General features: G+C 64.0%; 33 protein-coding genes. 18 read left to right on the top strand and 15 right to left on the bottom strand.

What is annotated here, in order from left to right; genetic code table 11:
* The first annotated feature begins 94 nt into the window (after positions 1-94).
* The 5 genes from siaA to C6W88_RS12105 all read left to right on the top strand — a co-directional run bounded on the left by siaA (position 95) and on the right by C6W88_RS12105 (position 4,497).
* Entirely contained in the window at positions 95-2,164 is a 2,070-nt protein-coding gene (siaA, locus tag C6W88_RS12085; RefSeq protein ID WP_181248643.1) for a biofilm regulation protein phosphatase SiaA, read from the top strand.
* Positions 2,152-2,682 (top strand): biofilm regulation protein kinase SiaB, encoded by a 531-nt coding sequence (siaB, locus tag C6W88_RS12090; protein ID WP_108132639.1) that lies wholly within the window; start codon positions 2,152-2,154, stop codon positions 2,680-2,682. Before siaA ends, siaB begins: the two co-directional genes overlap by 13 nt.
* 15 nt (positions 2,683-2,697) lie before the next feature.
* Entirely contained in the window at positions 2,698-3,090 is a 393-nt protein-coding gene (gene siaC, locus C6W88_RS12095) for a biofilm regulation phosphoprotein SiaC (protein ID WP_249742852.1), read from the top strand.
* Positions 3,087-3,872 (top strand): diguanylate cyclase, encoded by a 786-nt coding sequence (locus C6W88_RS12100; RefSeq protein WP_108132640.1) that lies wholly within the window; start codon positions 3,087-3,089, stop codon positions 3,870-3,872. The genes siaC and C6W88_RS12100 overlap by 4 nt, the downstream gene beginning before the upstream one ends.
* Before the next feature lie 85 nt (positions 3,873-3,957).
* Positions 3,958-4,497, top strand: coding sequence for a GNAT family N-acetyltransferase (locus C6W88_RS12105; RefSeq protein WP_181248642.1), 540 nt, complete (start codon positions 3,958-3,960; stop codon positions 4,495-4,497).
* A gap of 11 nt (positions 4,498-4,508) precedes the next feature.
* Here C6W88_RS12105 and C6W88_RS12110 read toward each other — a convergent pair whose 3' ends face one another.
* Positions 4,509-5,414: a cation diffusion facilitator family transporter gene (locus C6W88_RS12110; protein WP_108132642.1), complete on the bottom strand. Its 906-nt coding sequence runs from the start codon at positions 5,412-5,414 to the stop codon at positions 4,509-4,511.
* 110 nt (positions 5,415-5,524) lie between these two features.
* Here C6W88_RS12110 and C6W88_RS12115 point away from each other — a divergent pair, with 110 nt between their 5' ends.
* A complete protein-coding gene (locus C6W88_RS12115) occupies positions 5,525-5,875 on the top strand; it encodes a hypothetical protein (RefSeq protein WP_108132643.1) in 351 nt (116 codons plus the stop codon).
* A gap of 50 nt (positions 5,876-5,925) precedes the next feature.
* Here the strand turns inward: C6W88_RS12115 and C6W88_RS12120 are convergent, their stop codons facing one another.
* Complete coding sequence (locus C6W88_RS12120) at positions 5,926-6,243, bottom strand: winged helix-turn-helix domain-containing protein (RefSeq protein ID WP_108132644.1); 318 nt, start codon at positions 6,241-6,243, stop codon at positions 5,926-5,928.
* A 223-nt stretch (positions 6,244-6,466) separates the two neighbouring features.
* On the opposite strand from C6W88_RS12120, the gene C6W88_RS12125 reads away from it, so the two are divergent.
* From C6W88_RS12125 to C6W88_RS12140, 4 genes are all read left to right on the top strand, one after another.
* On the top strand, positions 6,467-7,012 hold the full coding sequence (locus C6W88_RS12125) for an iron transporter (protein ID WP_108132645.1): 546 nt from the start codon (positions 6,467-6,469) through the stop codon (positions 7,010-7,012).
* 12 nt (positions 7,013-7,024) lie between these two features.
* Positions 7,025-7,423: a cupredoxin domain-containing protein gene (locus tag C6W88_RS12130; RefSeq protein ID WP_231498632.1), complete on the top strand. Its 399-nt coding sequence runs from the start codon at positions 7,025-7,027 to the stop codon at positions 7,421-7,423.
* Complete coding sequence (locus C6W88_RS12135; protein ID WP_108132646.1) at positions 7,420-8,262, top strand: FTR1 family iron permease; 843 nt, start codon at positions 7,420-7,422, stop codon at positions 8,260-8,262. Before C6W88_RS12130 ends, C6W88_RS12135 begins: the two co-directional genes overlap by 4 nt.
* A 107-nt stretch (positions 8,263-8,369) precedes the next feature.
* Positions 8,370-9,785 carry a 4Fe-4S binding protein gene (locus tag C6W88_RS12140; protein WP_231498633.1) on the top strand — a complete coding sequence of 472 codons (1,416 nt, stop codon included), beginning with the start codon at positions 8,370-8,372 and terminating at the stop codon, positions 9,783-9,785.
* Positions 9,786-9,978: 193 nt separating this feature from the next.
* Here the strand turns inward: C6W88_RS12140 and bioA are convergent, their stop codons facing one another.
* The 13 genes from bioA to C6W88_RS12205 form a co-directional block, all read right to left on the bottom strand.
* Entirely contained in the window at positions 9,979-11,253 is a 1,275-nt protein-coding gene (gene bioA, locus C6W88_RS12145) for an adenosylmethionine--8-amino-7-oxononanoate transaminase (RefSeq protein WP_108132647.1), read from the bottom strand.
* A 194-nt stretch (positions 11,254-11,447) separates the two neighbouring features.
* Positions 11,448-11,972: a BUD32 family EKC/KEOPS complex subunit gene (locus C6W88_RS12150; protein WP_108132648.1), complete on the bottom strand. Its 525-nt coding sequence runs from the start codon at positions 11,970-11,972 to the stop codon at positions 11,448-11,450.
* 50 nt (positions 11,973-12,022) lie between these two features.
* Entirely contained in the window at positions 12,023-12,292 is a 270-nt protein-coding gene (locus C6W88_RS12155) for an HPr family phosphocarrier protein (RefSeq protein WP_045993249.1), read from the bottom strand.
* A 2-nt stretch (positions 12,293-12,294) separates the two neighbouring features.
* Positions 12,295-13,176 carry an RNase adapter RapZ gene (gene rapZ / locus C6W88_RS12160; protein WP_045993250.1) on the bottom strand — a complete coding sequence of 294 codons (882 nt, stop codon included), beginning with the start codon at positions 13,174-13,176 and terminating at the stop codon, positions 12,295-12,297.
* A gap of 53 nt (positions 13,177-13,229) precedes the next feature.
* Positions 13,230-13,715 carry a PTS IIA-like nitrogen regulatory protein PtsN gene (gene ptsN, locus C6W88_RS12165; RefSeq protein ID WP_045993251.1) on the bottom strand — a complete coding sequence of 162 codons (486 nt, stop codon included), beginning with the start codon at positions 13,713-13,715 and terminating at the stop codon, positions 13,230-13,232.
* Between the two features lie 5 nt (positions 13,716-13,720).
* Entirely contained in the window at positions 13,721-14,029 is a 309-nt protein-coding gene (hpf, locus tag C6W88_RS12170) for a ribosome hibernation-promoting factor, HPF/YfiA family (RefSeq protein ID WP_045993252.1), read from the bottom strand.
* A gap of 159 nt (positions 14,030-14,188) precedes the next feature.
* Positions 14,189-15,601 carry an RNA polymerase factor sigma-54 gene (locus tag C6W88_RS12175; RefSeq protein WP_108132649.1) on the bottom strand — a complete coding sequence of 471 codons (1,413 nt, stop codon included), beginning with the start codon at positions 15,599-15,601 and terminating at the stop codon, positions 14,189-14,191.
* 263 nt (positions 15,602-15,864) lie between these two features.
* Complete coding sequence (gene lptB / locus C6W88_RS12180; RefSeq protein WP_108132650.1) at positions 15,865-16,590, bottom strand: LPS export ABC transporter ATP-binding protein; 726 nt, start codon at positions 16,588-16,590, stop codon at positions 15,865-15,867.
* The gene (lptA, locus tag C6W88_RS12185) at positions 16,590-17,120 is read right to left on the bottom strand and encodes a lipopolysaccharide transport periplasmic protein LptA (protein ID WP_083970449.1); all 531 of its coding nucleotides are present in this window, start codon (positions 17,118-17,120) and stop codon (positions 16,590-16,592) included. Before lptA ends, lptB begins: the two co-directional genes overlap by 1 nt.
* A 12-nt stretch (positions 17,121-17,132) precedes the next feature.
* Positions 17,133-17,708 carry an LPS export ABC transporter periplasmic protein LptC gene (gene lptC, locus C6W88_RS12190; protein WP_108132651.1) on the bottom strand — a complete coding sequence of 192 codons (576 nt, stop codon included), beginning with the start codon at positions 17,706-17,708 and terminating at the stop codon, positions 17,133-17,135.
* Positions 17,705-18,271, bottom strand: coding sequence for a KdsC family phosphatase (locus C6W88_RS12195; protein ID WP_108132652.1), 567 nt, complete (start codon positions 18,269-18,271; stop codon positions 17,705-17,707). Before C6W88_RS12195 ends, lptC begins: the two co-directional genes overlap by 4 nt.
* A gap of 32 nt (positions 18,272-18,303) precedes the next feature.
* Positions 18,304-19,302 carry a KpsF/GutQ family sugar-phosphate isomerase gene (locus C6W88_RS12200; protein WP_108132801.1) on the bottom strand — a complete coding sequence of 333 codons (999 nt, stop codon included), beginning with the start codon at positions 19,300-19,302 and terminating at the stop codon, positions 18,304-18,306.
* Between the two features lie 30 nt (positions 19,303-19,332).
* Complete coding sequence (locus tag C6W88_RS12205; protein WP_108132802.1) at positions 19,333-20,283, bottom strand: calcium/sodium antiporter; 951 nt, start codon at positions 20,281-20,283, stop codon at positions 19,333-19,335.
* A gap of 249 nt (positions 20,284-20,532) precedes the next feature.
* Between C6W88_RS12205 and C6W88_RS12210 the strand changes: the two genes are divergently transcribed.
* The 8 genes from C6W88_RS12210 to hisG all read left to right on the top strand — a co-directional run bounded on the left by C6W88_RS12210 (position 20,533) and on the right by hisG (position 26,176).
* Positions 20,533-21,345 (top strand): ATP-binding cassette domain-containing protein, encoded by an 813-nt coding sequence (locus tag C6W88_RS12210; protein ID WP_045993258.1) that lies wholly within the window; start codon positions 20,533-20,535, stop codon positions 21,343-21,345.
* Positions 21,342-22,124 carry a lipid asymmetry maintenance ABC transporter permease subunit MlaE gene (mlaE, locus tag C6W88_RS12215; RefSeq protein WP_045993259.1) on the top strand — a complete coding sequence of 261 codons (783 nt, stop codon included), beginning with the start codon at positions 21,342-21,344 and terminating at the stop codon, positions 22,122-22,124. Before C6W88_RS12210 ends, mlaE begins: the two co-directional genes overlap by 4 nt.
* Before the next feature lie 17 nt (positions 22,125-22,141).
* The gene (gene mlaD, locus C6W88_RS12220; RefSeq protein WP_045993260.1) at positions 22,142-22,606 is read left to right on the top strand and encodes an outer membrane lipid asymmetry maintenance protein MlaD; all 465 of its coding nucleotides are present in this window, start codon (positions 22,142-22,144) and stop codon (positions 22,604-22,606) included.
* Positions 22,607-22,640: 34 nt separating this feature from the next.
* The gene (locus tag C6W88_RS12225) at positions 22,641-23,291 is read left to right on the top strand and encodes an MlaC/ttg2D family ABC transporter substrate-binding protein (RefSeq protein WP_045993261.1); all 651 of its coding nucleotides are present in this window, start codon (positions 22,641-22,643) and stop codon (positions 23,289-23,291) included.
* Positions 23,288-23,623 (top strand): STAS domain-containing protein, encoded by a 336-nt coding sequence (locus C6W88_RS12230; RefSeq protein WP_045993262.1) that lies wholly within the window; start codon positions 23,288-23,290, stop codon positions 23,621-23,623. The genes C6W88_RS12225 and C6W88_RS12230 overlap by 4 nt, the downstream gene beginning before the upstream one ends.
* Before the next feature lie 283 nt (positions 23,624-23,906).
* Positions 23,907-24,161 carry a BolA family protein gene (locus tag C6W88_RS12235; protein ID WP_045993263.1) on the top strand — a complete coding sequence of 85 codons (255 nt, stop codon included), beginning with the start codon at positions 23,907-23,909 and terminating at the stop codon, positions 24,159-24,161.
* A 13-nt stretch (positions 24,162-24,174) separates the two neighbouring features.
* The gene (murA, locus tag C6W88_RS12240; RefSeq protein WP_108132653.1) at positions 24,175-25,437 is read left to right on the top strand and encodes a UDP-N-acetylglucosamine 1-carboxyvinyltransferase; all 1,263 of its coding nucleotides are present in this window, start codon (positions 24,175-24,177) and stop codon (positions 25,435-25,437) included.
* Positions 25,438-25,525: 88 nt separating this feature from the next.
* A complete protein-coding gene (gene hisG, locus C6W88_RS12245) occupies positions 25,526-26,176 on the top strand; it encodes an ATP phosphoribosyltransferase (RefSeq protein ID WP_045993265.1) in 651 nt (216 codons plus the stop codon).
* The last annotated feature ends 32 nt before the right edge of the window (positions 26,177-26,208 follow it).

Genomic DNA, 26,208 nt, shown 5'->3' on the forward strand with positions numbered 1-26,208 from the left:
CGGGTTTCATGGCATGATGCGTCGATACGCATATTCTTATAGTGAAGGTGATGCAAGACTCTCTACACCTGTCGATTCTCGCCAAGGAGGCATCATGAGCCGCCACCTGGGATTGGGGGTCAAGTCGTTACTTATCCCGTTGTTGTCCTTTCTGGTCGCACTGGTGCCGGTGCTGTGGATCGGCAGCCACGCGCTTCAGGACGTCGAGCGCCACTTCGGACAACGCTTCGCCGAGCAGTACAGCCAGCTGCATACCCAGCGAATGCTGACGCCTCTGTCCACCGAACTGGCCCTGGCCAGGCGCTTCGGCGATCTGACGGTCACCCGCGAGTGGCTCTCGGATATCGACAACGAGGAACGCAAGGCCCGTTTCTTCGCCGAGTCCGAGGGATTTCGCCAGCAGTTCGACGGTGACGACTACTTTGTGGTGCATCACGACAGCCGCCAGTTCTACTTCAACGACGGCAAGATGAGTCCAAGCCGTGCCCCCCGCAACCAGCTGTCACGCAGTGACAGTGAAGACAGCTGGTACTTCCGCATGATGGACAGCGGGGCGCCTACCCGGGTTCAGGTCGCCTATAGTCCGGCGCTGGACATCACCCGGGTGTGGATCAATGTTCGCGTCGACGGCGAGAACGGGCCCCTTGGCATGGTCGGTGGCGGCCTCAATTTCAACCGCCTTCTGGCCAGCAGCTTCGACGATCAGCCGTTGGGTGTGGCTTCCTTCCTGCTCGGCCGCGAGGGTCGGGTGCTGGCGATGGCAGAGGACGGAGAGCTCCAGGCGACCGACTTGAGCCAGGTCGATGAAGGCGGCGGCGTGCTTGATGCGGCGGTCGAGGATCCCGAGGCCCTCGCCGAGATGCTGGCATCGGCCCGAGAGAGCGGCGGAGAGGTAGAGACCCGCACCCTCGAGTGGTCCGGTGAGGAGCGAGTGGTGGCGGTCAGCTACATGCCGGAGCTCGACTGGTGGCTGGTGTCGGCGGTCGATCCCTACGCCGCCACCTTGCTGGAAAAGCGTTGGTTGTGGCCGCTGATGTTCGCCCTGGTGGCCAGTCTCGGGGTGGTGCTGCTGGTGGTGGTGATCGCCCTGCGGCGGCTGATCGTCAACCCGATGCGTCGCCTCAGTCAATCCGCCCAGGCGCTGGCCCAGGGCCGTTATGACACCAGGCTCGACAGTGACCGCGGTGACGAGATCGGTGATCTGTCACGCGATTTCCAGCGCATGGCCGATCAGGTTCAGGCCCATACCGAGGAGCTCGAGGAACGCATCCGTCAGCGCACCATGGATCTCACCCTGGCCAACCGGCAGATGAGCGAGGCCAAGCGTCAGATCGATGATTCCCTCGACTGCGCTCGGGTATTGCAGCAGGCGATCCTGCCCAGCCGCGACATGCAACGCTGCGCCGGGCTAAGGCACGGCGTGCTGTGGAGTCCCAAGGATACGGTCGGCGGCGACATCTTCGTGTTTCGGGACTTCGGTCATGACCGCGGCTATCTGCTGGGGGTCATCGACTGCGCGGGACACGGCGTGCCCGGCGCCCTGATGACCATGCTCGCCCGTGCGGCCTTCGACAACTCGGTCAACCAGGTGGGGCCCGAGAATCCGGCGGGTATCCTCGAGGAGATGGACCGGCGCATTCGCCGCACGCTCGAGGCCGACAGCGAGGCTCACGGCGTGACGCCGCACATGGATGCGGGGCTGGTGTGGGTCGGCGCCGACCAGCAGCAATTGACCTTCTCCGGCGCCAAGCTGGATCTCTATGCCACCGATGGCCAGCGCCTGGAGGTACTGGCCGGTGGCCGACGCGCCCTGGCATTCAAGCGTCGTGGGGAGTTCACCAATCAAACGTTGGCACTGGTACCTGGCTGGTCCTGTACGCTGTGCAGTGACGGCTTCCTGGATCAGGCAGGCGGCGAGCACGGGTTCGGCTTCGGCAGGCGGCGTTTCGAGGCCATGCTGCTGGAGCACGCCGAGCTCGATCCCAGAGCACAGGTCGCGGCCTTCCTGGATGCGCTGGCGTGTTTCCAGGGTGAGGCGCACCAGCGTGACGATATCACCCTGCTGTGCTTCCAGCCGGCGGTCGAGGACGAGCAGGACGGCACCGCGTCCGCGACGTCCAATATTCACCACGGTCACGATGAGGAAGTTCCATGGACCTCTTGACGCTGCGCGACCAATTCGAGAAACAGCGCGTGCTGCTAAGCTTCAATGGCCCGATTTCCCATAGCCTGATCGAAGAGATCGGCAAGGCCATTCGCAACTATCTCAACAGCGAATCTGCGGCACCATCGGCGGCGATGGACGTGTTCTCGACCTACATCGAAATGACCCAGAACATCAGCCATTACGCCACCGCCATGGGCTATGACGAACAGCGCGCCACCGCCACCGTTGCGGTGGCGCGGGGCGAGCAGGGTCACTATCTGGTGTCGGCGGGCAACGTGGTCGAGCATGCCGATGGCCAGCGTCTGATGGCGACCGTCGAGGAACTCGGCGAGATGGACGCGGTCGAGCTCAAGCGATGCTACAAGCAGCAACTCAGAAAGCCGCGTGAAGACGGCTCCCGGGGAGCAGGGCTGGGATTGATCGACATGGCGCGCAAGTCCTGCCAGCCGCTTCAGTCGAACCTGACGCCGCTCTCCGATCAACAGAGCTTTTTCTGCATCACCGCCACTATCTGACGGAAAGTCGAGAAAATGATCAACGACATTGCGATTGACGGGACCCAGTCGACCCCTGACATTCGTTCTGACTGGGACGCCGGAACGCTGACCATGCGTGGCGATTCCTATCCCGAAAACACCTTCGAGCTCTACAGTGGCGTGCTGAACTGGGTAGATCACTACCTGCGAGACGGCGAGAGCCCCCTCGAGGTGTGCCTGGAACTGGTCTACCTCAACACCAGCTCGGTCAAGGCGATGATGGACATCTTCGACCTGATGGAGGAGGCTCACCTGGAAGGCAAGGCCTGCAGCGTGGATTGGCGCTACGATGTCAGAAACGAACGCATCGCCGAGCTGGCCGAGGAGTTCAAGGAAGACTGCAGTTTTCCGTTTGCGATCACCCCCGTCGAGGATACCAGTTCATGACCGAAAGGGATCGTCAGCTGCTGCGGGACATCGAGGCGCTGCTGGCCTCGTCCGAGCATCAGGACAATCCACTGAAGGCACCGCTCGAAGCGCTCTACCGGCGGCATACCGAGCAGCTTGAGCGGCTGGACCGCATGGCTTCCATTTCCGATGGCTTTCAGCGCAACGTCAAGAGCGACCTGTCCACCGCCGAACGCCGGCTGGAGCGACAGCAGCGTCGCCAGCACAAGCTGTCACGCATCGCCGATGGTTATCAGGAGCTGCTGTTCGAGCGCAAGCAGACGCTGGAAAGCGAGGTCATGCTCGATCCATTGACCAAGATCCCCAATCGTCGTGGCCTGCACACCGAGCTGCGTCGACTGATGGCCGCCTCCAGCCGACAGCAACGCCCTTTTACCCTGGCGATGGTGGACATCGACCACTTCAAGCGCTTCAACGACGAGCATGGGCATGATGTCGGCGATCAGGCGCTGCTGGTAGTGGCCAAGGTCCTCGACGACACCCTGCGTGGTGGCGATATCGTCGGTCGCTGGGGGGGCGAAGAGTTTCTGATCGCCTTGCCCGGCGCTTCGCTGTGGGCGGCTGAACCCCTGTTCGAGCGGCTCCAGGCCAAGCTGCGTACCACCCAGGTGGTGAGCGACGACTCCCTGACGCTGACCGTCAGCATCGGCGCGGCGGAGCACCGTCATGACGAGACCTACGAGCAGACCATGAATCGCGCCGACCAGGCGCTGTATCAGGCCAAGCGCAATGGGCGAGATCGCTGGGAGGCCGCCGAGTGACGGGCGTTCTGACTCAGCCTCAGATGGTGTGTCGGCGCTGGAGGTTGCGCGGGTCCGGACCTGGAAGGCAGGAGGTGCCGGCAGCATGCTGAGGGTGTCCGAGCGGCTGTGGCTTGCGTCGATCGGCAAGGAACACTGTGACGCTCTGTGGCACGCCATCGATGCGAGCCGGGAATCGTTGAGGCCCTGGCTGCCATGGGTCGATGCGACCCGCGAGCCTGGAGATTGCGAGGTCTTCGTCACCGCTGCCATGGCCGAGCGGCGTCTCGGCAGCGCTCGACACTTTGCCTTGCTCGAGGATGACGCGCTGATCGGCGTCGTCGGCTTCAACCGCATCGTCGAACGTCACCGCTGGGCGTCGCTGGGCTATTGGCTGCGCAGTGACCGCCAGGGTGAGGGTCGGATGTCGCAGTCCGTGGCAACCCTGGTGGAATGGGGCTTCGCCGAGCTCGAGCTTCATCGACTCGAGATTCGTTGTGCCGAAGGCAATAGCCGTAGTCGCGCTATCCCCGAGCGACTCGGCTTTCGACAGGAAGGCGTGCTGCGCGAGTGCGAATGGGTCGGCGGACGGGCGCTGTCCCATGTGGTCTATTCGCGTCTTGCCGGTGACCCCGCGCCAGGCTGACGGCCTCGCCTTCAGGCCCAGCGTTCCTCGGCGGTAAAGGCGACGGTAAACCAGCGGCGCTCGGGGGGAATGCTCAGTCGTGAGGATATCTCCTCGCGGATCTCGTCCATCTCTACCATGCCGCGCCCGGCGGCGAAGTTCGGCGCGGTGACGATATGGATCTCGATAAAGTGGCCCCGGCCACTTTTGGCCACATGACTGTAGTAGTGGCTGAGACCCTCCCTTTGCATGATCTCCTTCATCGCCGCGTGCACCTCACGATCGATGGCGCTGGGTGCCATCAGCAGGATGTCCTTGGCGGCTCGCCGAATGATATTGATGGGCACCGGCATGAACACCAGGGTCAGCACCACCAGCAGCGCCGAATCGACATAGGGCGTCCAGTGGTCGAGCGCGGTACCTTCCAGCATAAGGGCGATCACGAAGGCCACCAGCAGCGCGCCGGTGATCAGCGCCGCCATCAGCCAGTTCTTCTGATCGATTCGCAGAAACTCGGAGTTGGCCCTGCGATTGATCTTCTTGAGATACACCGCCATGGCGCTGCAGATCACCAGCACCACGGCGGCGTAGAGGGTGGCCGCGCCGAAGGCGAGGGCGTGGCCGCCGCCCAGCAATTCCCGCAGCGCGTTGAGAAAGGCGTAGAAGCACAAGAGCAGCAGAATGCCACCGTTGAGCGCCGCCACCATCGGCTCGAAGTGCCAGAAGCCATGCTGGAAGCGCGAGGTCGCCTCGCGCACGACCAGCCGCGATACCGCCAGCGCAAGCCCCGACATGGCGGCGTCGATGGTGGAAAAGACGCCGTCGAAGAGGATCGACTGGGAGCCGGCCAGCAGGCCGAAACTGACCCCGAGCAGGGCGACGCCCAGGGTGGTGATGATCGAAAGCGACAGGGCCCGTTGTTCGAGTCGTGAATCCATGATCCGATGCAGTGTCGAGGAAAGCTCGACTATAGGGGCTGGCGTCGTTTGGCGCCAGCCGGGGCGTTTGCGTCGGCTATCACAGGGCGTGGATCAACAGGGAGAACACCATGAGCAACAATCTCTACGCCAGGGCAGAGTGTGGCTGCGGCGCCATTGCGCTGCTGGTCGCCGGTGAACCCGAGGCCGTCGATCCTCGCCTGAGGCTGGCCTGGTGGCCGGAGACAGCGCTGCAGTTGACGCAAGGGGCGGACTGGCTCGAGCTCACGGATGAACGGCGCGGAGAGCATCGCTTGCTGGTGGAGAGTTGCCGCCGCTGTGGTGACCGGCTCATGGTCTCACGGGACGGCTGGGTCGAGACGACGCTTGAATGGGTGGAGAGGCTGGGGCTGGAGGTATCGACGCTCCGTGCCAGTGATGCACTTCGAGAGAGCTTCGGGCATGCACGCCCCGTTGACTGAGCCGTCGTGATCTCCACCCATGGGCGCTCGCTGCCTGCGCGGTGAAGGGATCAAGGGTGCGCGTTGGCGAGGGAGGGGTAGCCCAGCAACTGCCCCAGGCGCTCGGCGTGAAGCGACAGCCAGTCGGGATCGATCGGCCCCCAGTCCTCGATGCGATAGTGGCCGATATTGTGAGGCTTGCCTGGCTGATGCTCGAAGCGGCAGCGGATGTCCAGTTCCTCGAGGGCGGCGAGGGTGTCCTGAGCGGTACGTCTCGGCATGCCGGTGGCGGTGGTGATGGCCGGCACGCTATCGATGCCGGTGGCCACCAGATGGGCCAGGTAGAGGCGTCGATAGAAGCTGGTGCGGGTCTTGCTGAGGCTGGTCATGGGCTTTCGCTATCTCGTCAGGGGCCTTAGGTACCGATGGTGCAGCGTCACGCAAAAGCGCGGCCAGTGCAACAGAGGTTCGAGACTTTGATGCACGTCACAGGCGTGCCTGCCGGCACAGGCTAGAGTGTGGCGACACCGGGCGATGCTTCATGAACTTTTTCATGGAAATGATTCTTGAAGCGCGAACGGTTCTCGCCATTTTCTATCCCGAGGTTCTCGCATGTCTGCATCGCCGATCTTTGACCGCTCCGCCCTGGCCGCCCTGGCCACCACCGTCTGTCTTGGTGTCTTTTCCAGCAGTGCCTCGGCGCTGGAGTATCCGATCGGCGAGCCCGAACTGGTCAACGGCATGGAAGTCGCCGCGGTCTACCTGCAGCCGGTGGTCATGGAGCCTGCCGGTGAGCTGGCCGCTGCCGAGGCCGATATTCATCTCGAGGCGGATATTCACGCCCTCGAGGACAACGACAACGGTTTTCCTCCCGGCGCCTGGATTCCTTTTCTGCACATTGACTATCGGTTGCAGAAGGAAGGCAGCGACAGTGTGATCGAAGGTAGCCTGATGCCGATGATCGCCAGCGACGGCACCCACTATGGTGTCAATGTGGCGCTCGAGGGCATGGGGCGCTATCACCTGAGCTTCCACATCGAAGCGCCGCACCTGATGCGTCACATCGACAAGGAAACCGGCGTGGCACCCTGGTATGCGCCCTTCGACGTCGAGTACGACTTTGTCTACGCCGGCGTGGGCAAGAAGGGCGGCTACTGAGAGGAGGCGGTCATGTTGTTGCTACGTCGTTCCCGTCTCTCGGGCGCGCTGATCACGGCGCCGTTGGTCGCGCTGTCGCTGATGACACTGTGCGCCACCTCTGGTCAGGCAGAGGCCGGAGCGCTGCCTACCTACCGGTTGACCCTTGTTGACGGCAGGCTTGATCCCGTCGAACTTGAGGTCGTCGCCGGGCAGCGGTTCAAGATCGAACTGCATAATGCCGGAAGTACGCCGGTGGAATTCGAGAGTCGCCGGCTTCGCCAGGAAAAGGTGATGGGCCCCGGCGTTCACTCCTTCGTCGTGGTCCACCCGCTGAAGCCAGGGCGTTACGACTACTTCGACGAGTTTCACCTGCCCGATGCCCAGGGCGTGATCATCGCTCGGGAAGCCTCCGAGGAGGCTCACCCATGAACGAAGCGGCCTTTATCGTGGTCCTGCGCGAGAGCCTGGAGGCCATCCTGGTGGTCGGCCTTGTCTACGCCTGGCTCGCCCGAGAGGGGCGTCGCGATGCCTTGAATTGGCTGTGGGGCGGTGTCGCGGCGGGTATCGCCCTGGCGGTGGTGCTGGGTGCTGTGCTGATGGGAGTAGGGCGCTGGTTGACCGGTGACGCCCAGACCCTGTTTCAGACCGCCATGTCGGCGCTGGCCGCCGCGTTGATCGTGCAGATGGTGGCGTGGATGCGCCGTCGCGGCGCCTCCTTCAAACGCTCCATGGAGTGTGACGCCATGCTGAGTCTGTCGCGCTCACGGCTGTGGGGCATTGCTACCCTGGTTGCCCTGGCGGTGGCTCGGGAAGGCGCCGAGACCCTGGTGTTTCTGTACGGTCTGGGTCTGGCCCAGTGGCGAGGCGGACAACTGACCTCCTTCGCCCTGGCCGCAGGTCTCGGCTTTGTCACGGCGGCTGCCTGCTTCGTGATGCTGCAGTGGTCCTCGCGACGACTGGCCTGGCGCGGGTTCTTCCGGGCCAGCGAGATCCTGCTGCTGCTGGTGGCGGCGGGCCTGTGGGTGGCGGCGCTCGAGCGGCTGATGAATCTGGGCTGGTTGCCGGTCGGGATCGATCCGCTGTGGGACACCAGTGCCTGGCTGGATGATGGCCAGGGAGTCGGCGGACTGCTGGCCAGTATCGCCGGTTACCGTGCCTGGCCTTCCTCGACGCTGGTGCTCGGCTACCTGTGCTATTGGGGGCTCGTCTACTGGTGGGTGGGCGGGCAGCGCCCGTCCCACAACGTCGTCGAGGGAGCGGTGTCGTGAACGAGGCGGCGGCAGTGCCGGCAACAGGGACGGCAACAGTGACGCCAGCAGTGATGCCAGAAGCCAGCGATCGCCGCTGCGGGTCTGGCAAGGACACTCGGCCAACCGTGGCTGAGAATCGGCATCCAGGCGCCCGCAAGACCCGACGCTGGGCGCGTCTGGGAGCCTGGCTGAAGCATCATCGGCGCTGGATTCTGACACTGCAGTGGGCCGTGGTGGCGTTCTACGCCGTGCTGCTGCTGGTGCCACCCTTGTTGCCCCTGCCGAACCATGAGGCACGCATCCTCGATCACCTCACGGTGTTCGCCGAGTTCGTGTTCTGGGGTATCTGGTGGCCCTTTGTCATGGTCAGCATGGTGGTGGCGGGGCGGCTATGGTGCGGGATGATGTGTCCGGAGGGTGCCATCACGGAAGCCGCCAGCCGTGTCGGCATGGGCCGGGCGATACCGCGCTGGATGCGTTGGGGTGGCTGGCCGTTCGTGGGCTTCGCCATGACCACGATCTATGGGCAGCTGGTCAGCGTCTACCAGTATCCCAAGGCCGCGCTGCTGGTGCTGGGGGGCTCGACCCTGGCGGCGGCCGTGATCGGTCTGGTCTACGGCAAGGGCAAGCGCGTCTGGTGTCGCCATCTGTGTCCGGTCAGCGGCGTCTTTGCGCTGTTGGCCAAGCTGGCGCCGTTGCACTACCGCGCCGACCCCGAGGTATGGACCGAACACGGACGGCGCCAGCGCCGGCGTGAGGTGTCAAGAAGCCGGGCTCCGGACTGCCCGGTGCTGATCCCGCTGAAGCAGCTGGACAGCGCCAGTGACTGCCATCTGTGCTCGCGTTGTTCAGGCTACAAGGATGCTATCCATCTCGAGCTCAGGGCGCCCGGCATCGAGGTGGTGTCGCCACCGCCTCAGCGACCCGCGACCCTGTGGGAGTTCGTGCTGGTGGTATTCGGCCTGCTGGGCATCGCGGTGGGGGCATTCCACTGGTCGGCGAGCCCCTGGTTCGTGGCCGCCAAGCAGCAGGCGGCCGTCTGGCTCTATCAGCGCGGTTGGGGATGGCCGCTGGAAACCAGCGCACCCTGGTGGCTGCTGACCCACTATCCCGAACACAACGACGTCTTCACCCTGCTCGATGGAGCCCTGCTGCTGGGCTATATCGGCGTGACTACCCTGGTGCTGGGGGGGCTTGTCTCGCTGTCGCTGTCGCTGACCAACCGTCTGCTTGGCCGCTGGCGCTGGCAGCGCCTGTGGCACCTGTCCTACGCCCTGATACCCCTGGCCGCGGTCGGCGTCTTCCTGGGCCTGTCGATGACCACCCTGACCCTGCTGCGAGGCGATGGCCTGCTGATCCACTGGGCCAATGACGCCAGGGCGCTGTTGCTTGGGCTTGGCGTAGTGGCAAGCGCGGGGCTTGGCTGGGGCATCCTCGGACGCTACGCCAGCGGCCCGCGTCGACTCGCTGCCATGCTGCCCATGCTCGCCGCCCAGGCGCCGGTGATCGGCGCCTGGTGGCTGCTGTTCTGGGGCTGGTAGAACGTGGTAGAGAGCCAACCATCGCCGCCCCTGTCCACTCATTATGCGTTTGCGGTGAAAGGGGCCTATCTCTGGTGAAGCGGGGCCGCAATGATCTGGCGCATCTCGTCATCCGAGGTGATGTAGGCGGGCGGGCTGGTAGAGAGCTAGTCAGCGCCGACCCTGCCCACTCATTATGCGTTTGCTGTGAAAGTTATGCGTTTGCTGTGAAAGGCGCCTTCATGGCCTTGATGATCTGGTGCATTTCCTCATCCGAGGTGATATAGGCAGGCATGGTGTAAAGCCATCTGCCGAAGGACCTCAGCCACACGCCCTGTTCACGGGCGATGGCGGCGGCGCCTTTCAGCGCTTTACTGTCGTGCACCTCGATCACGCCGGTGGCGCCGAGCACACGGATGTCGGCCACCGCAGGGTGGGCGCGCAGGTCACTGTCGCGGGCGAGTTCCTGCACAAGGATGGCGTTGAGCCGAGCGATACGGCCCAGATAGTCGTCCTCCTCGAAGACCCTGAGGCTTTCCAGTGCCACGCGACAGGCCAGCGGATTGCCCATGAAGGTCGGGCCGTGCATAAAGGCGTGAAGCTCGCTGTCGCCGATAAAGGTGTCATGGACACGGTCGTTGGCCAGGGTCGCCGCGTGGCCAAGGTAGCCGCCGGTCAGCCCCTTGGACAGCACCATGATGTCCGGACTGACACCAGCATGGTCGGCGGCGAACATGCGCCCGGTGCGGCCAAAGCCGGTGGCCACTTCGTCGAACACCAACAGCACGTCGAACTCGTCGCACAAGGCGCGAGCACCCTTCAGATAGTCCGGTGAGGTCATGTTGAGACCTCCGGCGGCTTGCAGCAGGGGTTCCATCAACAGCGCGGCGATCTCGTGGTGGTGGGCTTCCAGCACCGCTCGCAAGGCGTCGAGGTCGGCGGCGACCTGCTCCGGCGTGGCCGCATAGGGGGCCGTCGGCGCCGGGGCGAAATGGTGTTGAGGAAGAAAGCCGGAAAACAGCGAATGCATGCCCTCTTCGGGATCACACACTGCCATGCAGCCGGCGGTATCACCGTGGTAGGCCTTCATCAGCGACAGCATGCGGTGCTTGTTGGGGCGGCCGCGCAGATGGTGGTACTGCACCGCCATCTTCATCGCCACCTCCATGCCCACCGAGCCGCTGTCGGAGAAGAACACGTGGTTGAGGCCCTCTGGCGTGACGCGAACCAGTTCCCGCGCTAGCTGGTCGGCGGGATCGTGGGTCAGTCCTCCAAGCATCACGTGACACAGCGTGGCAGCCTGCTCCTGAATCGCCTTGACCAGCCGTGGATGTCCGTAGCCGTGGATCATGCACCACCAGGAGCAGGTCGCGTCGAGCAATGATTCGCCGCTGTCCAGGGTAAAGCGGGTGCCCTGGCCGCCGACTACCCGGGGGGCAGGGGCCTGGGTCTTGAGATGGGCGTAGGGATGCCACACCGGAGAGGTCATGTCGGCTCCTGAAGGACGCTTGGTGGTAAACTGAGTGACGAGTTAAAAGTTTACCACTGCTGCTGCTACCGTCGCCAACGCCAGCGCTCGTACCCGGAAAACCGGGGTAGCGCGGGGCAGGCGAGGGCACAAGGAGGAGCGGTGCTTTTTCAGGGATGCTGGGCTCAGGGATGCTGGGCTCGGGGATGCTGGGCTCAGGGATGCTGGGCGTCGACACGTTCGAGAAAGCGCTCGAACAGGAACGCCTCGTCGTTTTTCAGCGAGCGACTCAGGCAGTCGATGAACTCTCGGCGCGGATAGGTGAAGACCCGCGGCGCCTTGTAGGCGTCCAGGTCGATGGCGATTACCTCTCCGTCGACGACCAGGAAGTTCTCGGTGTGCAGGCCACGACAGTGGATACGGTCACGGTACAAGGCTTCGAGAATGTCCAGGTAGCGGTTCTGCAGTTCCGGAGAGTCGAGGACCAGCTGTTTGAGCGCGATGCCGTGCACGTTGGCGGTGACCAGACGATAGCGCTCTGCCGACAGGATTTTCGGTGTGGCGATACCCAGTCGCTCCAGTCGGCCGGCGACATAGCGAAAATTGTGGCCGGGGTAGCGCCGGATGCCCAGGCGGTAGCGCCAGCGATCGCTGGTCTTGGGCGTGAAGGTCTTGATGAAGGCGTCCTGGTCCGGATCGTAGTGGACCTCGGTGTACTTGCCGGTCTGGATCAGTTGCATGGCGTCCTTGGCAGGCAGGGGGTGGCGGTCAAAACAAGAGAGGGAAGACGTCAGGCGTCTTCGTCGAAGCGTGCGTCGAACAGTGCCTCCAGAGCGTCCAGCACCGCGTCCGCGTCCTTGCCTTCGGCCTCCAGGGTCAGCTCCGTACCGCAGGGGGCGGCCAGCATCAGCAGCGACATGATGTTGGCGGCGTCACCCGAGCGGCTGCCATGGTGGACGGTGACGGTGGCGTCAAAGGGTTGGCAGCAGGTGACCAGGCGTGTCGCGGCGCGTGCATGCAGGCCACGACGATTGGTCAGGGTCAGGGTGCGTCGGGCCACGCCTAGAGTCCTCCGCTGTCCAGTCGGCGTTGCTGGCCGAGTTCGCGGTGGCGTAGACGGACGCGGGGATGCTGGTCGGCCAGGGCCGAGGCGATTCCCTCGGCCAGGTAGACCGAACGATGCTGTCCTCCGGTGCAGCCCACCGCCACGGTGAGGTAGCTGCGCTGGCTTTGCTGATAGCGCGGTAGCCAGGTGCGCACCCAGGCGAGAATGTCGCGCTTCATGTCGGCGACGTCCTGATAGCGTTCGAGGAAGTCGATGACGCTGGGATCGCAGCCATTGGCATCACGCAGCGATGGTTCCCAGTAGGGGTTGGGCAGACAGCGGGCATCGAACACGATGTCTGCATCCGGCGGCACGCCTCGCTTGAAGCCGAAGGACTCCACGGTCAGGCTCAACTGGCCGCTGCGGTGATCGGCGACCTGTTCGGCGATGCGCGAACGCAGTTCGTGCACCGACAGGCGAGAGCTGTCGATGACCAGATCGGCCAGGTCTCGAATACCCGAAAGGGCCTTCTGTTCGGACTCGATGGCCTCCGCCAGGGTCATGTCGCTATCACGGGTCAGGGGGTGACGGCGCCGCGTGTGGGAATAACGCTCGAGCAGAATTCGCGCATCACTGGTCAGGTAGACCACCTGGCAGTCGATCGGACTCTGCTTGAGGGACGCCAGCTGGGCGGGGAAGCGTTCCAGCGCCTCAGGCAGGTTGCGGGCGTCGACGCTGACGGCGATACGGCGGGAATGACCGTTTTCCAGCTCGTCCACCAGGGCGCCCAGCAAGGTCGCGGGAAGGTTGTCGATGGCGTAGAACCCCAGGTCCTCCAGGGCCTGAAGGGCCACGGACTTTCCCGAGCCGGAGCGACCACTGATGATCACGAGCTGCATGTCCTGTCTCCTTGGGCAGGCGTCCATTGCTGATGGCCTAGGCAAGGCCGCGATCAGGAGGGAGTGTCGTCCCCTGGCGCTTGTTGGCGGATGGCTTCCTGCAGGCGCTCGTGAAGCTCGCGCTGGGAGCTGGCGTGGCGCAGACGGTGACGTGTGTCGGCGTCGTTCATGACGCCGGCGACCTGGCCGAGCAGGGCGAGATGGGCGTCGTCGGCCTCTTCCGGCACCAGCAGCACGAACACCAGATCGACGGGCTCACCATCGATGGCATCGAAGTCGACAGGTTCCGCGAGTTTGAGGAAGCCGGAGATGGGCGCCTTGCAGTGGGGGTTGCGGGCATGGGGAATGGCGACGCCATTGCCGATGCCGGTACTGCCCAGGCGCTCACGTCCGATCAGCCGACTGAAAACCTCCTGGCTGTCCAGGCTCGGGGTGTTCTGCGCAATGAAGGTGCTGAAAAACTCCAGCACCCTCTTCTTGCTGCCTCCCGGGACATCGAACAATGTGCGCTCGGGAGGGAGAATGGCTTCCAATGTCATGAGAGTCAGCGAATTCCGGCGCCTTGGGCGCGGGCTTGGGATTTTTCCTTGTGCTTGACCAGCTGGCGGTCCAGCTTGTCGGCAAGGGCGTCGATAGCGGCATACATGTCGCCGTCCTGCGCTTCGGCATGCAGGTCGGCACCGGCGGCGTGAAGGGTGCAGGCGGCCAGCTGGCGTTCCTTTTCCACCGAGAGGGTCACCTGGACGTTGGTGATGTTGTCGTAGTGGCGCTCCACACGGGCGAGCTTCTCTTGTACGTAGTCACGCAGGGGATCGGTCAATTCGACGTGGTGGCCGGTGATGTTGACTTGCATGACAGGCTCCTTGCTCTTTCGGGTGGTGGCTTGATTGTAACCCTTTTTCCGATCCTGCAAACCCCCTCGACGCTACGCAGAAAGACGCAGATGTCATGCGAAATTTCAAGTGCTTGCGCTTTCCCGATAACTAGGCTAGCGACGCCGCAGCGCAAGGCCTCAGCGCAGTCGCTTGCGCTCGCTGGAAGACGGAATATTCATGGCTTCCCGGTACTTTGCCACGGTGCGTCTGGCGACATTGACGCCGTCTTCCGCCAGCAATTCCACCAGTTTGCTGTCCGACAGAGGTTTGCGGGCAGGTTCCTTTTGAATCAACGATTTGATCATGGCGCGGATGGCGGTACTGGAATGGGCGTCGCCATCCTGGCCGACCTGGCTCGAGAAAAAATACTTCAACTCGAACACGCCGCGAGGCGTGTGCACGAACTTCTGGGTGGTCACGCGGGAGATGGTGGACTCGTGCATCTCCACCTTGTCTGCGATATCGGCCAGCACCAACGGTTTCATGGCCGCTTCTCCCTGCTCGAGGAAGTCGATCTGACGCACCATGATTTCCCGGCCGACCTTCAGCAAGGTGTCGTTGCGGCTGGACAGACTCTTGATCAGCCAGCGCGCCTCCTGCAGGTGGTCCTTGAGGAACTGGTTGTCCTGGCTCTTGTCCGCGCGCCGAATCAGCGCAGCGTAGTCGGGCTGGATGCGCAGTCGAGGCATTGCATCCGGGTTGAGTTCAACGCGCCAGCCCTCTTCGGTGTGGCGTACCAGCAGGTCGGGAATGACGTAGTCGTTATCGCTGTCACCGAACTGGCTGCCGGGACGTGGGTCGAGGCTCCGGATCAGCTCGATGACGCTGTCGAGTTGGTCGTCATCGAGTCCTAGTCGGCGCTTCAGCAGACGTCGGTCGCCGCTGGCAAGCGCCTCGAGAAACTGTCGTACCAGTCGTCCGGCCTGGGGCAGCAGGACGGTATCGCGAGGCAGGCTATCCAGTTGCAGCATCAAACACTCGCGCAGGTCGCGGGCGAACACTCCGGTCGGTTCGAACTGTTGCAGCCGAACCAGCACCGCCTCCACCTCGGCGAGGGGAGGGGGGCGACGACCGTCTTGCTCGAGCCCCTGGGCGATGTCATCCAGTGTCTGCTCGAGATAGCCGTCGGCGTTGACCGCGTCGAGCAGGCTCTCGGCGATCAGGCGCTCCTGGTCGCTGACGTCGAGCATCGCCAGTTGCCAGCTCAGGTGGCTGTGCAGTGACTGGGAGCTTGCCTGGCGCTCGAAATCCGGCGCCTCGCCACTGCCGGCGGGGGTGGTGCCCAGGTCCTGGTAGGTGTCGGACCAGTCGCTGTCCACACTGAGTTCCGCGGGAATCTGATCCGCCCAGTCATCTTCCACGGCTTCCCTGGTCTGCTGTTCGCCGAACTCGTCCTCGAGTTCGAGCATGGGGTTGGCCTCCAGCGCCTGCTGGACCTCCTGGCGCAGGTCCAGGGTCGAAAGCTGCAGCAGGCCGATCGCCTGTTGCAGTTGCGGGGTCATGGTCAGCTGGGTACCGATGCGCAGCTGCAGTGACGCCTTGAGGGCCATGGGTCGGGATCCACCAGTGTTGTCGAAAGGCTTTACCCTAACGACGAGTCATCAGACATGCAAGCATCTTGCCAAGTTGGTGTTTTTTGACCTGTGGGAGGGAGTGAAAAGGTCGATGTGGAACAACTTGGTAGGGGGGAGGTGCTTCTTTCGAGGGAGGCCCTGTGTGCAAGGTGAGGCCGACCCTTTCGGGGCCGGCGGTTGGATGCTGATGCTGGTAAGTGTTGCGGCCGCTTGATGCGGCTGTCGGGCGGCCCTGCGGTCTAGAGGCGGAAGTTCTCGCCCAGGTAGACCTCCTTGACGCGCTGGTTGGCGAGGATGGACTCGGCGCTACCCTCGGCGATGATCTGGCCGTCGCCGACGATGTAGGCACGATCGCAGATATCGAGGGTCTCGCGCACGTTGTGATCGGTGATCAGGACGCCGATATCGCGGGCCTTGAGTTGACGAATGATGGACTTGATCTCGCCCACCGAGATCGGGTCGACCCCGGCGAAGGGTTCATCGAGCAGGATAAAAGCCGGCTCGGTGGCCAGGGCGCGAGCGATCTCGACCCGGCGACGCTCCCCGCCGGACAGGCTCATGCCGGGGTTGTCGCGAATATGGCTGACGTGGAAGTCCTCGAGGAGTTGCTCGAGACGTGCTTCTCGGCCCTCGCGGTCGAGGTCCTTGCGGGTCTCGAGGATCGCCATGATGTTGTCGGCCACCGACAGCTTGCGAAAGATCGAAGCCTCCTGAGGCAGGTAGCCGATACCGGCCAGCGCGCGCTGGTGCATGGCCGCGCGGCTCAGGTCCTGATCATCGATGCTGATGCTGCCGGCGTCGGCTCTGACCAGGCCGACGATCATGTAGAAGGAGGTGGTCTTGCCGGCCCCGTTGGGGCCCAGCAGACCGACGATGCTGCCCTGCTCGATCGACAGGCTGATGTCCTGGACGACGCGACGCTTCTTGTAGCTCTTGGCCAGATGGCGAGCGTGGAGAGTCTTCATCAGTTTCCTTGGCTTTCCGGCTCGAGGGTCATGCGAATGCGCTGCTCGCCCTGGACGCCCTGGGCGCTGGAGCGGGCCTGGACCACGCGGCGATCGAGGAAGTACTCCAGATAGGCACCGTCGAAGGTGTCATTGGCCTTGTGCAGCTCAGCCTGGTCGATCAGCTCCATGCGGCGTTCGGCCACGTGGTAGATCACCTTGCGGCCCCAGCCCTTGACCACCGGTTCTTCCGGGGATGGCTTCTGCTCGAGGTAGGCGCGGGAGCCGGTCGCGGTCGCCAGTGACAGTTGTCCCTGGTCGTTGCGCTGGATCTCGACGCGTTCGCCGGTGAGGATCATGCTGCCTTGCACAATGCGCACGTCGCCGGTATAGACCGCGGTACCGGCGCGATCATCGAGATCCAGCTGGTCGGCCTCCACCTGAATCGGTGCGCTGCGATCACTTTCCAGCGCCAGGACACTGCTGCCGGTGGCGCCGGCGGCCAGGCCAAGGGCCAGGGCAAGCAGGAGGGCGGGACTTGGACGCATCATGGAAGGGGCTCCTTATTGAGGCTCTGGCGGATGATGACCGGTGACATTGTCGGTCAGGCGAGCGGTATTGTCATGGATCCAGGCGTCGAAGCGCTCCCCTTGCATCTGTTGAGGGGGTTGGCGTAGGACGGCTGGCGTTTCGCTCCAGACATGGCCACTGTCGCTGTCGTAGACCAATACCTCTGTATCAAGCTGCCAACGCTCCGCGGGGGCCTCGAGATGGGCGTCGCCCGACAGGGTCAGGGGGTTGCCGTCCGGACCCAGTTCACCGTTGTCGGCGTCGGCGATCCACTCTCGGCCGCTGTCGTCGATCAGTGCAAGGTCCGGCTGGTCCACCCGGGTGACGTCGTCGAGCGGTGTGTGCACAAGGCGTGGCGTATCGATGCGCTGGTGGGGGGTGCCCTGGGCATCGAAGCGGGTCAGGCGGGCATCCACCAGGTAGTAGTCGGGCTCGCCGGCCTTGTCATTGGGTACCAGGTCGGGGACGTTGCTCTCGCGGGGGTCGAGCAACGTCAGGCCGCCACCGAGTACCAGCAGCAGGATGACCAGCCAGAAGCGAAAGCCTGGACGCAGTGCGCTCAGTTTCATGTCAGCGGTCCGTTGCTCAGGTAGCTGTCGATGATATCGTCGAGGCGGCCCTGGGCCATCAGCAGGGTGTCGGTGATCTCGCGCACCGCGCCATGTCCGCCGGCAACCTGGGTGACCCAGTCGGCGTGCTGACGAAGGTAGCAGGGGGCGCCTGGCACGGTGATGCCGACCGCACTGCGATGGATGCAGGGCAGATCCGGCAGGTCATCGCCGCAGTAGGCGACCTGGTCGAGGGTCAGGCCCAGCGAATCGCACAGCGATTCAAGGGCGGGCAGCTTGCGCTCGACCCCTTGCTGTACGTGCTCGATGCCGAGTGCTCTGGCTCTTTGAGTGACCATGGGGGAGCTGCGCCCGGTGATCAGGGCCACCTGGATGCCGGCGCGCTTGGCCAGCTTGAGGCCGTGGCCATCCAAGGTGTTGAACGCCTTCAACTCGGAGCCGTCGGCGTGGAAGTACAGTCGACCATCGGTCAGTACGCCGTCCACGTCCAGCGCCAGCAGCTTGATGTGGCGCAGGCGCTCCACCAGTTCCGGCGCGAGGGAGGCGAGAAGCTCGTGAGACATGACGGCGTTCCTTGTAAAGGGATAAATGAGGCTCAGATGACACCGGCGGCCAGCAGGTCGTGCATATGCAGTGCACCGATTGGGCGCTGCTCGTCATCGACCACCGCCAGGGCGGTGATCCGGCCTTCTTCCATCAGCTTGACCGCCTCCGCCGCCAGGGTGGCGGGGCCGATGCGTCGCCCGGGGGTGGTCATCACGTCATCCACGGTAAGCGAGCTGAAGTCCTGATGGCGATCCAGGGTGCGGCGCAGGTCGCCGTCGGTATAGACCCCGGCCAGGGTGCCGTCGGGGGATACCACGCAGGTAAAGCCGAGTCCCTGACGGGTGATCTCGAGCAGGGCGTCGCGCAGCGGCGAGCCCGACGGTACCGAGGGCAGCCGGTCGCCGGTATGCATCAGGTCGGCCACGGTCAACAGAAGTCGCTTGCCCAGGCTGCCGCCCGGGTGGGACAGGGCGAAATCCTCGGCGGTGAAGCCGCGGGTCTCGAGCAGCGCCACCGCCAGGGCGTCGCCCAGCGCCAGCGCTGCGGTGGTCGAAGAGGTCGGGGCCAGGTCCAGTGGGCAGGCCTCGCGCTCGACCCCTGCGTATAGATGGGCTTCGGCGTGGCGGGCCAGGGTCGACTGTGCTCGGCCGGTCATGCTGATCAGTGGAATGCCCATGCGCTTGAGCAGCGGCAGCAGGGCAGTGACCTCGGCGGTTTCGCCGGAGTTGGACAGTGCCAGGACGACGTCGCCGGGCGTGATCATGCCCAGGTCACCATGACTGGCTTCGCCGGGATGGACAAAGAAGGCCGGCGTGCCGGTGCTTGCCAGGGTGGCGGCGATCTTGCCGCCGACATGTCCCGACTTGCCCATGCCGGTGACGACCACCCGGCCGCGGCAGGCCAGCAGCAGTTGGCAGGCACGGTCGAAGTCGCCGTCGAGACGCCCGATCAGGGCGTCGATGGCGTCACGTTCCAGCTCCAGGGTGCGTCGTGCGATATCGCGGACGCTCAGGGTCGGCGTCTGCGCCGAGGAGGGGTGTTTGCTCATGGCCATGATTGTTGCCGTTTACTGCCGTTGTCACAAGGGGCCTGCCGCGACCGAAAGGCCGAGCCAGGTCAGATAAAGCGCATAGGTGCAGGCCAGCAGCGCGCCGATCCAGCGCCCCAGGCGCCCTCGGCGTTGCCACAGCAGCAGCGCCGCCAGCAGCAGCGTCAGGCCAAGCATTACCGGAAAGTCGCGGCCGGCGGCTGCGGGATCGGTGGCTCCCGGCGCCAGCAGCGCCGGTACCGGCAGTACCGCCAGCATATTGAACAGGTTGGAGCCGATGACGTTGCCGATGGCCAGATCGTGGTGGCGCTTCAGCGCGCTGGCCACGCAGGCGGCGAGTTCCGGCAGGCTGGTGCCGATGGCGACGACGGTCAGACCGATCACCAGCTCGCTTACGCCAAAGGTACGTGCCAGCTCAGTGGCGCCCCAGACCAGGGCGCGGGAGCTGGCGATCATCACCGCCAGGGTCAGCACCAGCCAGCCGATGGCCTTGCCCAGTGCCATGCCGGGAATGTCGTCGGCCATCTCCTGTTCGGCCTCGTCGGCGCGAAACAGCCACCACAGACTGAATACCAGCAGCGCGATCAGCAGGGCCGCGTCGAGGCGATCGAGGCTGCCATCGGCCAGGGCGTAGCCGGCGAGGCCGGTGGCGCCCAACAGCAGTGGCAGCTCGCGGCGCACGATGGTGAAGCGTACCGGGATCGGCACCACCAGTGCAGTCACACCCAGTACCAGCGCGATGTTGGCGATATTGGAGCCCAGCGCATTGCCGGTGGCCAGGTCGGGGGCGCCATCCAGCGAGGCCATCACCGAGACCACGATTTCCGGGGCAGAGGTGCCGATGGAGACGATGGTCATGCCGACCAGCATGATGCTCATGCCGGCGCGGTAGGCGGTGGCGGCGGCGGCGCCGACAAAGCGATCCGCGCTCTCGAGCAGGCCCACCAGACCCAGGGCGACGACGACAGACGGTAACAGCATGGAGAACGACTTGGTTGCAGAAAGGGCGCCCATTGAACCCTTAGATAAACCTGCGCGCAAGCGCGCAACCGGGGCACTGGCATGCTGCATTTGAGTTAAGATACGATGTTCGAAAACCGAGCGCGGCTCAAGGCGCTCTATTCTCAAGGTTCGGGCTCAGGTCTGGCCAGGCGTCGAATCCGAGGATTCGGGGCGGGCGTCCGGTCTGAACCGCCGGTTCACGGTGATACTGACTCTATAGGGACTGCGATGACGGCTTCCTCCTTGGTGGAGGTGGAGAATCTGCATTTCACGCGCGGCGACAGGGATATCTTTCGCGGCGTGGATCTCTCCATACCCCGCGGCAAGATCACGGCCATCATGGGGCCAAGTGGCACCGGGAAGACTACCCTGCTGAAACTGATCGGGGGGCAGCTCAACCCCAGTGGCGGACGCGTCCTGATCGATGGTCAGGACGTCCATCGCCTGTCGCGCAAGGATCTGTTCCAGATGCGTCGGCGCATGGGCATGCTGTTCCAGAGTGGCGCGCTGTTTTCCGATCTCAGTGTCTACGAGAACGTGGCCTTTCCGCTGCGGGTGCACACCGATCTGCCGGAAAGCATGGTGCGTGACGTGGTGCTGATGAAGCTCGAGGCGGTGGGGCTGCGTGGGGCCAGAGACTTGATGCCAGCAGAGCTGTCCGGCGGCATGACGCGGCGTGTGGCGCTGGCGCGGGCGGTGGCGCTGGATCCTGAATTGATTCTCTACGACGAGCCCTTCGTCGGCCAGGATCCGATCTCCATGGGTGTGCTGGTCCAGTTGATTCGACGGCTGAATCAGGCGCTGGGCTTGACGGCGGTGGTGGTCTCCCACGATATCAAGGAGACCCTGTCCATCGCCGACTACGTCTACGTGGTCGCCGACGGGCGGGTCATGGCCCACGGCACGCCGGCATCGCTGGACGTGGAACAGGACGCCCGAGTCAGTCAGTTCGTGCATGGTGAGCCGGATGGCCCTGTGCCGTTTCACTACCCGGCCAACGATTTTCACGATGACATTCTGGGCCAGGGGAGCCGTCCATGATCGAACGAATCACCCATATGGGACGGCGCGGCTGCGACCTGCTGGAGGCCGTCGGCCGGGCCAGCATCTTTCTCGGCCAGTCCATGCTGGGGCGCCCCTCAGCTGAAGGGTTCAGCCTGTGGGTGGCCCAGGTCTATGCGGTCGGTGTGCTGTCGTTGGCCATCGTGCTGGTGTCGGGGCTGTTCATCGGCATGGTGCTGGCGCTTCAGGGTTACACCATCCTGGTCGGGTTCGGTGCCGAGGACGCGCTCGGCCAGATGGTGTCGTTGGCCCTGTTGCGTGAACTGGCGCCGGTGGTGGCGGCGCTGTTGTTCGCCGGGCGCGCGGGCTCGGCATTGACCGCCGAGATTGGCCTGATGAAGGCCACCGAGCAGCTGACCAGCATGGAGATGATCGGCGTCGATCCGCTGCGTCGTATCGTGGCGCCACGCCTGTGGGCGGGGTTCGTCTCGCTGCCGCTGTTGACCATCGGCTTCAGCGTGGTCGGCGTGTACGGCGGCTACCTGGTCGGGGTCGAGTGGCTCGGGGTGTTCGAAGGCTCGTACTGGGGCAACATGCAGGCCAGCGTCGGCTTCTTTACCGATATCGGCAACGGCGTGGTCAAGAGCATCGTGTTCGCCATAGTGGTCACCTGGATTGCCGTGTTCCAGGGGTATGATCTGGTGCCGACCTCGGAAGGTATTTCGCGGGCCACCACCCGTACCGTGGTGTATTCCTCCCTGGCCGTGCTGGGCTTGGATTTCGTTCTTACCGCCGTGATGTTCGGCGGGCTTTCCTGATTCTGCGGAGACTGTCCATGAAGCGCAGCAAGACGATGGAGTTTGGTGTGGGCCTGTTCATGCTGGCCGGTATCCTGGGGCTGGTATTCCTGGGGCTCAAGGTCAGCGGCCTGGACCTGCAACGTGCCGACGACACCTACGAGCTCCGGGCCAACTTCGCGAATATCGGTGGGCTCAAGCCGCGGGCACGAGTGACGATGGCCGGGGTGACCGTGGGACGGGTAGAGAGCATCGAGCTGGATACCGAGTTCTACGATGCCGTGGTGGTGATGTCGCTGGACAGCTCCCTGGCCGGCAAGCTGCCGGATGACAGCACCGCGGCGATCCTGACCTCGGGCCTGCTTGGTGAGCAGTACATCGGGCTGTCGGTCGGGGGATCACCGGAGATGATCGCCGAGGGTGAGGCGATTCGTGATACCCAGTCCGCGCTGGTGCTCGAGGAACTGATCCAGCAGTTCGTGTCCAATCTGACGAAAGACTGATCCGGCAGTTTCCGGAGATACAAGGAGGCATTCCATGACCCGTTCTTTGCCCGCAATGGTTCACCTGCGCCGCTGGTTGATGGCGCTGATGATGGTGCTGGCCAGTCTGCCGGCCATGGCCCAGCAATCCCCCGAACAGCTGATTCGCGACAGCGTCAATGATCTGATGGGGATGATCGGCGGCCGAGAGGCCTACTTCATGGACCGTCCCGACGAGCTCAAGCAGATGGTCGACGAGAGTCTGCGTGGCGTCGCCGACTTTCGCTACATCGGCGCCAGTGTGATGGGCCGCTACTTCAACAATGCCACGCCGGAGCAGCGTTCGCGCTTCGTCGAGGTGTTCAAGCAGACCCTGCTCGACACCTATGCCAAGGGCCTGGTGACCTTCGAGTACAAGGAAGTTCGCGTGCTCGATAACCAGTCCGCCTCACGCTATGACGATCAGGACAGCGTCGAGATGGAAGTGGTGGCCACCGATGGCACCATCTACCCGGTCAACTACACCCTGCGCAAGTCCAACGGCCAGTGGCGGGTGGTCAATGTCATCGTCAACGGCATCAACCTCGGTCTGACCTTCCGCAACCAGTTCGATCAGGCCATGCGTGACCACAACCGTGACTACGACGCCGTGATCAACAACTGGTCGCCGGATGTCGGCGTCGACGAACTGGAGCGCGGTGCGTGAGCGTGTTGATGGAAGTGGCGTCGGCCCGCCTGCTCGAGGACGGAAGTACACTCCGGGTGTGTGGCAAGGTCGACTTCGACGGGGCCGCGGACATGGCCGAGGCAGGTCGTGAGTGGCTCCAGAGTCGGGCATCGGGCACCTCGGTGTGCCTCGACCTGAGCGAGGTGGAGCACGTCTCCAGCGCGGCGCTGACCATGATGCTCGAGTGGGCGCGTACCATTCGCCGGATCGGGCTGTCGCTCAACAGCATCAAGCTGTCGGCGCAGCTCAGGCAGTTGACCGAGCTTGCCGGTCTGGATGATCTGTTGCCTTCCAGCACCGTTACCGCCTAGCGGCGGTTGTCTGGCTGCTGGTGTCCGTGATGCGCCTGGTTCGACGTCTGAATCCAGCGCCTTGATCCGGGCTGCTCGCCCTCGCCGCTAGCCCTTCCGGCACCCCCGACCACCGCAAGGTGGCCGGGGGTGTCTTTTTTGTGACGGATGTATAGGTGGAAACCTCGCTGCGTCATCGCCAAGCGCGCCGCTTTTCTTTACCATATGCCCTTTGAGTTTTTTCGGGACGTCACGGCGAGGCTGTGGGCGTCTCCCGTCATTGGTCTGGTCAAGGAGCAGGTGCATGCAACCCAGCGACGTCAAAGCGCTGCTCGAGAGCCGTGTCGACGGCTGTGAATTTCATATCCAGGGTGAAGGCTGCAACTTTCAGGTGATTGCGGTGGGCGAACGCTTCGCCGAGCTGTCACCGGTCAAGCGTCAGCAGGTCATCTATGGTGCGCTGTCCGAGGAAATCGCCTCCGGCGCCCTTCATGCGGTCAGCATCAAGACCTATACCCCCGCACAGTGGCAGGCTGCCGCCGAAAACACCGGAGCCTGATGGTACCGCCTTCATGGACAAATTGATCATTACCGGCAACGGACCCGCCGAGGGCGACGTCTGGGCCAGTGGCGCCAAGAATGCAGCGCTGCCCATCCTGTGCGCCACCCTGCTGTCCGAAGAGCCGGTCACCATCGGCAATCTTCCCCACCTGCAGGACATCACCACCACCCTGGAACTGCTCGGCCACATGGGTGTGCAGGCGGTGATGGGCGAAAAGATGTGCATTCAGCTCAACGGAGCCCAGGTCAGCGATTGCCACGCGCCCTATGAGCTGGTCAAGAAGATGCGCGCCTCGATCCTGGTGCTGGGACCGCTGCTCGCCCACTTCGGCAAGGCCGACGTGTCGCTGCCGGGCGGGTGCGCCATCGGCTCGCGTCCGGTGGACCTGCATATTCGTGGCCTCGAGGCCATGGGTGCCGATATCCGGGTCGAGGGTGGCTACATCCGTGCTACCACGCCGGGCCGCCTCAAGGGTGCCACCATCTTCTTCGATACCGTGACCGTGACCGGTACCGAGAACCTGCTGATGGCCGCGACCCTGGCCGACGGCACCACGGTGCTCGAGAACGCCGCCAAGGAACCCGAAATCGTGGATCTGGCCGAGTGCCTGATCAAGATGGGTGCCGATATCCGTGGTCACGGTACTGACACCATCACCATCGAAGGGGTGGAACGGCTCCACGGGGCTCGCCACGACGTCATGCCGGACCGTATCGAGACCGGCACCTTCCTGGTCGCAGCGGCGCTCAGCCGTGGCCGCGTTCGGGTGCGTCGTACCCGTGCCGACATTCTCGAGGCGGTGCTGGCCAAGCTCGAGGAGGCGGGGGCCAGGATTACCACCGGTGAGGACTGGATCGAGCTGGACATGGAAGGGCGCAGGCCCAAGGCGGTCAATATCAGGACCGCTCCGTATCCGGCCTTTCCCACCGACATGCAGGCCCAGTTCGTGGCCATGAATGCGGTGGCCGAGGGCTCCTCGCGAGTGGTCGAGACGATCTTCGAGAATCGTTTCATGCACGTGCAGGAGTTGAACCGCATGGGCGCCAACATCGCCCTGGAAGGCAACACTGCCGTCATCGAAGGCGTCGAGCATCTGTCCGGTGCACCGGTGATGGCCACCGATCTGCGCGCTTCGGCCTCACTGGTGATCGCGGCGATGATGGCCAAGGGCGAGACCCTGGTCGATCGTATCTACCACATCGATCGCGGCTACGAATGCATCGAGGAAAAGCTCCACCTGCTGGGTGCTCGGATCAAGCGCGTCCCGGGCTGAGCTTTCTTCGCCCAGCCGGCTCGGACTGCCCGAGCCGGCGCGGGGAAACACGCCACATTGACTTCCAACCCGACAACCGGGCGAGACCATGAGCAAGCAATTGATAGTGGCGCTCTCCAAGGGGCGCATTCTCGACGAGACGCTGCCACTGCTGGCGGATGCCGGCATCCGGCCCGCCGAGGACCTGGGCAAGAGTCGCAAGCTGTTGTTCGACACCAATCTGCCAGACGTCAAGCTGGTGGTGATTCGTGCCACCGATGTGCCGACCTATGTGCAGCTGGGGGCGGCGGACCTGGGGGTGGCCGGCAAGGATGTGCTGCTGGAGCACGGTGCCGAGGGGCTCTATGAGCCGCTGGACCTCAATATCGCGCGTTGCAAGCTGATGACGGCTGGTATTCAGGGTGCCGAGCCCGCCCGTGCCCGGCGTCGGGTGGCGACCAAGTTCGTCAATGTGGCGCGGCGCTATTACGCCGAGCAGGGCATCCAGGCCGAGGTCATCAAGCTGTACGGTGCGATGGAGCTGGCGCCGCTGATGAACCTGGCCGACGAGATCGTCGATATCGTGGATACCGGCAATACGCTGCGTGCCAACGGTATGGAGCCACGGGAACTGATGGCCCATATCAGCACCCGGTTGGTGGTCAATCAGGCCTCGATGACCATCAAGCATGATCAGATCAAACCGCTGCTGCGCCGCTTGAGCGACGCCGTCGAGGCGCGGCGGCAGGCGGCAAGCTGAGCGCACCAGCCAACGGAACCTGAGGGTTCTCA

This window comes from Halomonas litopenaei (assembly GCF_003045775.1).
GTDB classification, from domain to species: domain Bacteria; phylum Pseudomonadota; class Gammaproteobacteria; order Pseudomonadales; family Halomonadaceae; genus Halomonas; species Halomonas litopenaei.

Bases quoted from the DNA above. Each gene is read 5' to 3' on its own strand.
- siaA (WP_181248643.1), top strand. From the start codon at position 95: ATGAGCCGCCACCTGGGATTGGGGGTCAAGTCGTTACTTATCCCGTTG.
- siaB (WP_108132639.1), top strand. From the start codon at position 2,152: ATGGACCTCTTGACGCTGCGCGACCAATTCGAGAAACAGCGCGTGCTG.
- siaC (WP_249742852.1), top strand. From the start codon at position 2,698: ATGATCAACGACATTGCGATTGACGGGACCCAGTCGACCCCTGACATT.
- C6W88_RS12100 (WP_108132640.1), top strand. From the start codon at position 3,087: ATGACCGAAAGGGATCGTCAGCTGCTGCGGGACATCGAGGCGCTGCTG.
- C6W88_RS12105 (WP_181248642.1), top strand. From the start codon at position 3,958: ATGCTGAGGGTGTCCGAGCGGCTGTGGCTTGCGTCGATCGGCAAGGAA.
- C6W88_RS12110 (WP_108132642.1), bottom strand. From the start codon at position 5,414: ATGGATTCACGACTCGAACAACGGGCCCTGTCGCTTTCGATCATCACC.
- C6W88_RS12115 (WP_108132643.1), top strand. From the start codon at position 5,525: ATGAGCAACAATCTCTACGCCAGGGCAGAGTGTGGCTGCGGCGCCATT.
- C6W88_RS12120 (WP_108132644.1), bottom strand. From the start codon at position 6,243: ATGACCAGCCTCAGCAAGACCCGCACCAGCTTCTATCGACGCCTCTAC.
- C6W88_RS12125 (WP_108132645.1), top strand. From the start codon at position 6,467: ATGTCTGCATCGCCGATCTTTGACCGCTCCGCCCTGGCCGCCCTGGCC.
- C6W88_RS12130 (WP_231498632.1), top strand. From the start codon at position 7,025: ATGTTGTTGCTACGTCGTTCCCGTCTCTCGGGCGCGCTGATCACGGCG.
- C6W88_RS12135 (WP_108132646.1), top strand. From the start codon at position 7,420: ATGAACGAAGCGGCCTTTATCGTGGTCCTGCGCGAGAGCCTGGAGGCC.
- bioA (WP_108132647.1), bottom strand. From the start codon at position 11,253: ATGACCTCTCCGGTGTGGCATCCCTACGCCCATCTCAAGACCCAGGCC.
- C6W88_RS12150 (WP_108132648.1), bottom strand. From the start codon at position 11,972: ATGCAACTGATCCAGACCGGCAAGTACACCGAGGTCCACTACGATCCG.
- rapZ (WP_045993250.1), bottom strand. From the start codon at position 13,176: ATGCAGCTCGTGATCATCAGTGGTCGCTCCGGCTCGGGAAAGTCCGTG.
- ptsN (WP_045993251.1), bottom strand. From the start codon at position 13,715: ATGACATTGGAAGCCATTCTCCCTCCCGAGCGCACATTGTTCGATGTC.
- hpf (WP_045993252.1), bottom strand. From the start codon at position 14,029: ATGCAAGTCAACATCACCGGCCACCACGTCGAATTGACCGATCCCCTG.
- C6W88_RS12175 (WP_108132649.1), bottom strand. From the start codon at position 15,601: ATGGCCCTCAAGGCGTCACTGCAGCTGCGCATCGGTACCCAGCTGACC.
- lptB (WP_108132650.1), bottom strand. From the start codon at position 16,590: ATGAAGACTCTCCACGCTCGCCATCTGGCCAAGAGCTACAAGAAGCGT.
- lptA (WP_083970449.1), bottom strand. From the start codon at position 17,120: ATGATGCGTCCAAGTCCCGCCCTCCTGCTTGCCCTGGCCCTTGGCCTG.
- lptC (WP_108132651.1), bottom strand. From the start codon at position 17,708: ATGAAACTGAGCGCACTGCGTCCAGGCTTTCGCTTCTGGCTGGTCATC.
- C6W88_RS12195 (WP_108132652.1), bottom strand. From the start codon at position 18,271: ATGTCTCACGAGCTTCTCGCCTCCCTCGCGCCGGAACTGGTGGAGCGC.
- C6W88_RS12200 (WP_108132801.1), bottom strand. From the start codon at position 19,302: ATGAGCAAACACCCCTCCTCGGCGCAGACGCCGACCCTGAGCGTCCGC.
- C6W88_RS12205 (WP_108132802.1), bottom strand. From the start codon at position 20,283: ATGCTGTTACCGTCTGTCGTCGTCGCCCTGGGTCTGGTGGGCCTGCTC.
- C6W88_RS12210 (WP_045993258.1), top strand. From the start codon at position 20,533: ATGACGGCTTCCTCCTTGGTGGAGGTGGAGAATCTGCATTTCACGCGC.
- mlaE (WP_045993259.1), top strand. From the start codon at position 21,342: ATGATCGAACGAATCACCCATATGGGACGGCGCGGCTGCGACCTGCTG.
- mlaD (WP_045993260.1), top strand. From the start codon at position 22,142: ATGAAGCGCAGCAAGACGATGGAGTTTGGTGTGGGCCTGTTCATGCTG.
- C6W88_RS12225 (WP_045993261.1), top strand. From the start codon at position 22,641: ATGACCCGTTCTTTGCCCGCAATGGTTCACCTGCGCCGCTGGTTGATG.
- C6W88_RS12235 (WP_045993263.1), top strand. From the start codon at position 23,907: ATGCAACCCAGCGACGTCAAAGCGCTGCTCGAGAGCCGTGTCGACGGC.
- murA (WP_108132653.1), top strand. From the start codon at position 24,175: ATGGACAAATTGATCATTACCGGCAACGGACCCGCCGAGGGCGACGTC.
- hisG (WP_045993265.1), top strand. From the start codon at position 25,526: ATGAGCAAGCAATTGATAGTGGCGCTCTCCAAGGGGCGCATTCTCGAC.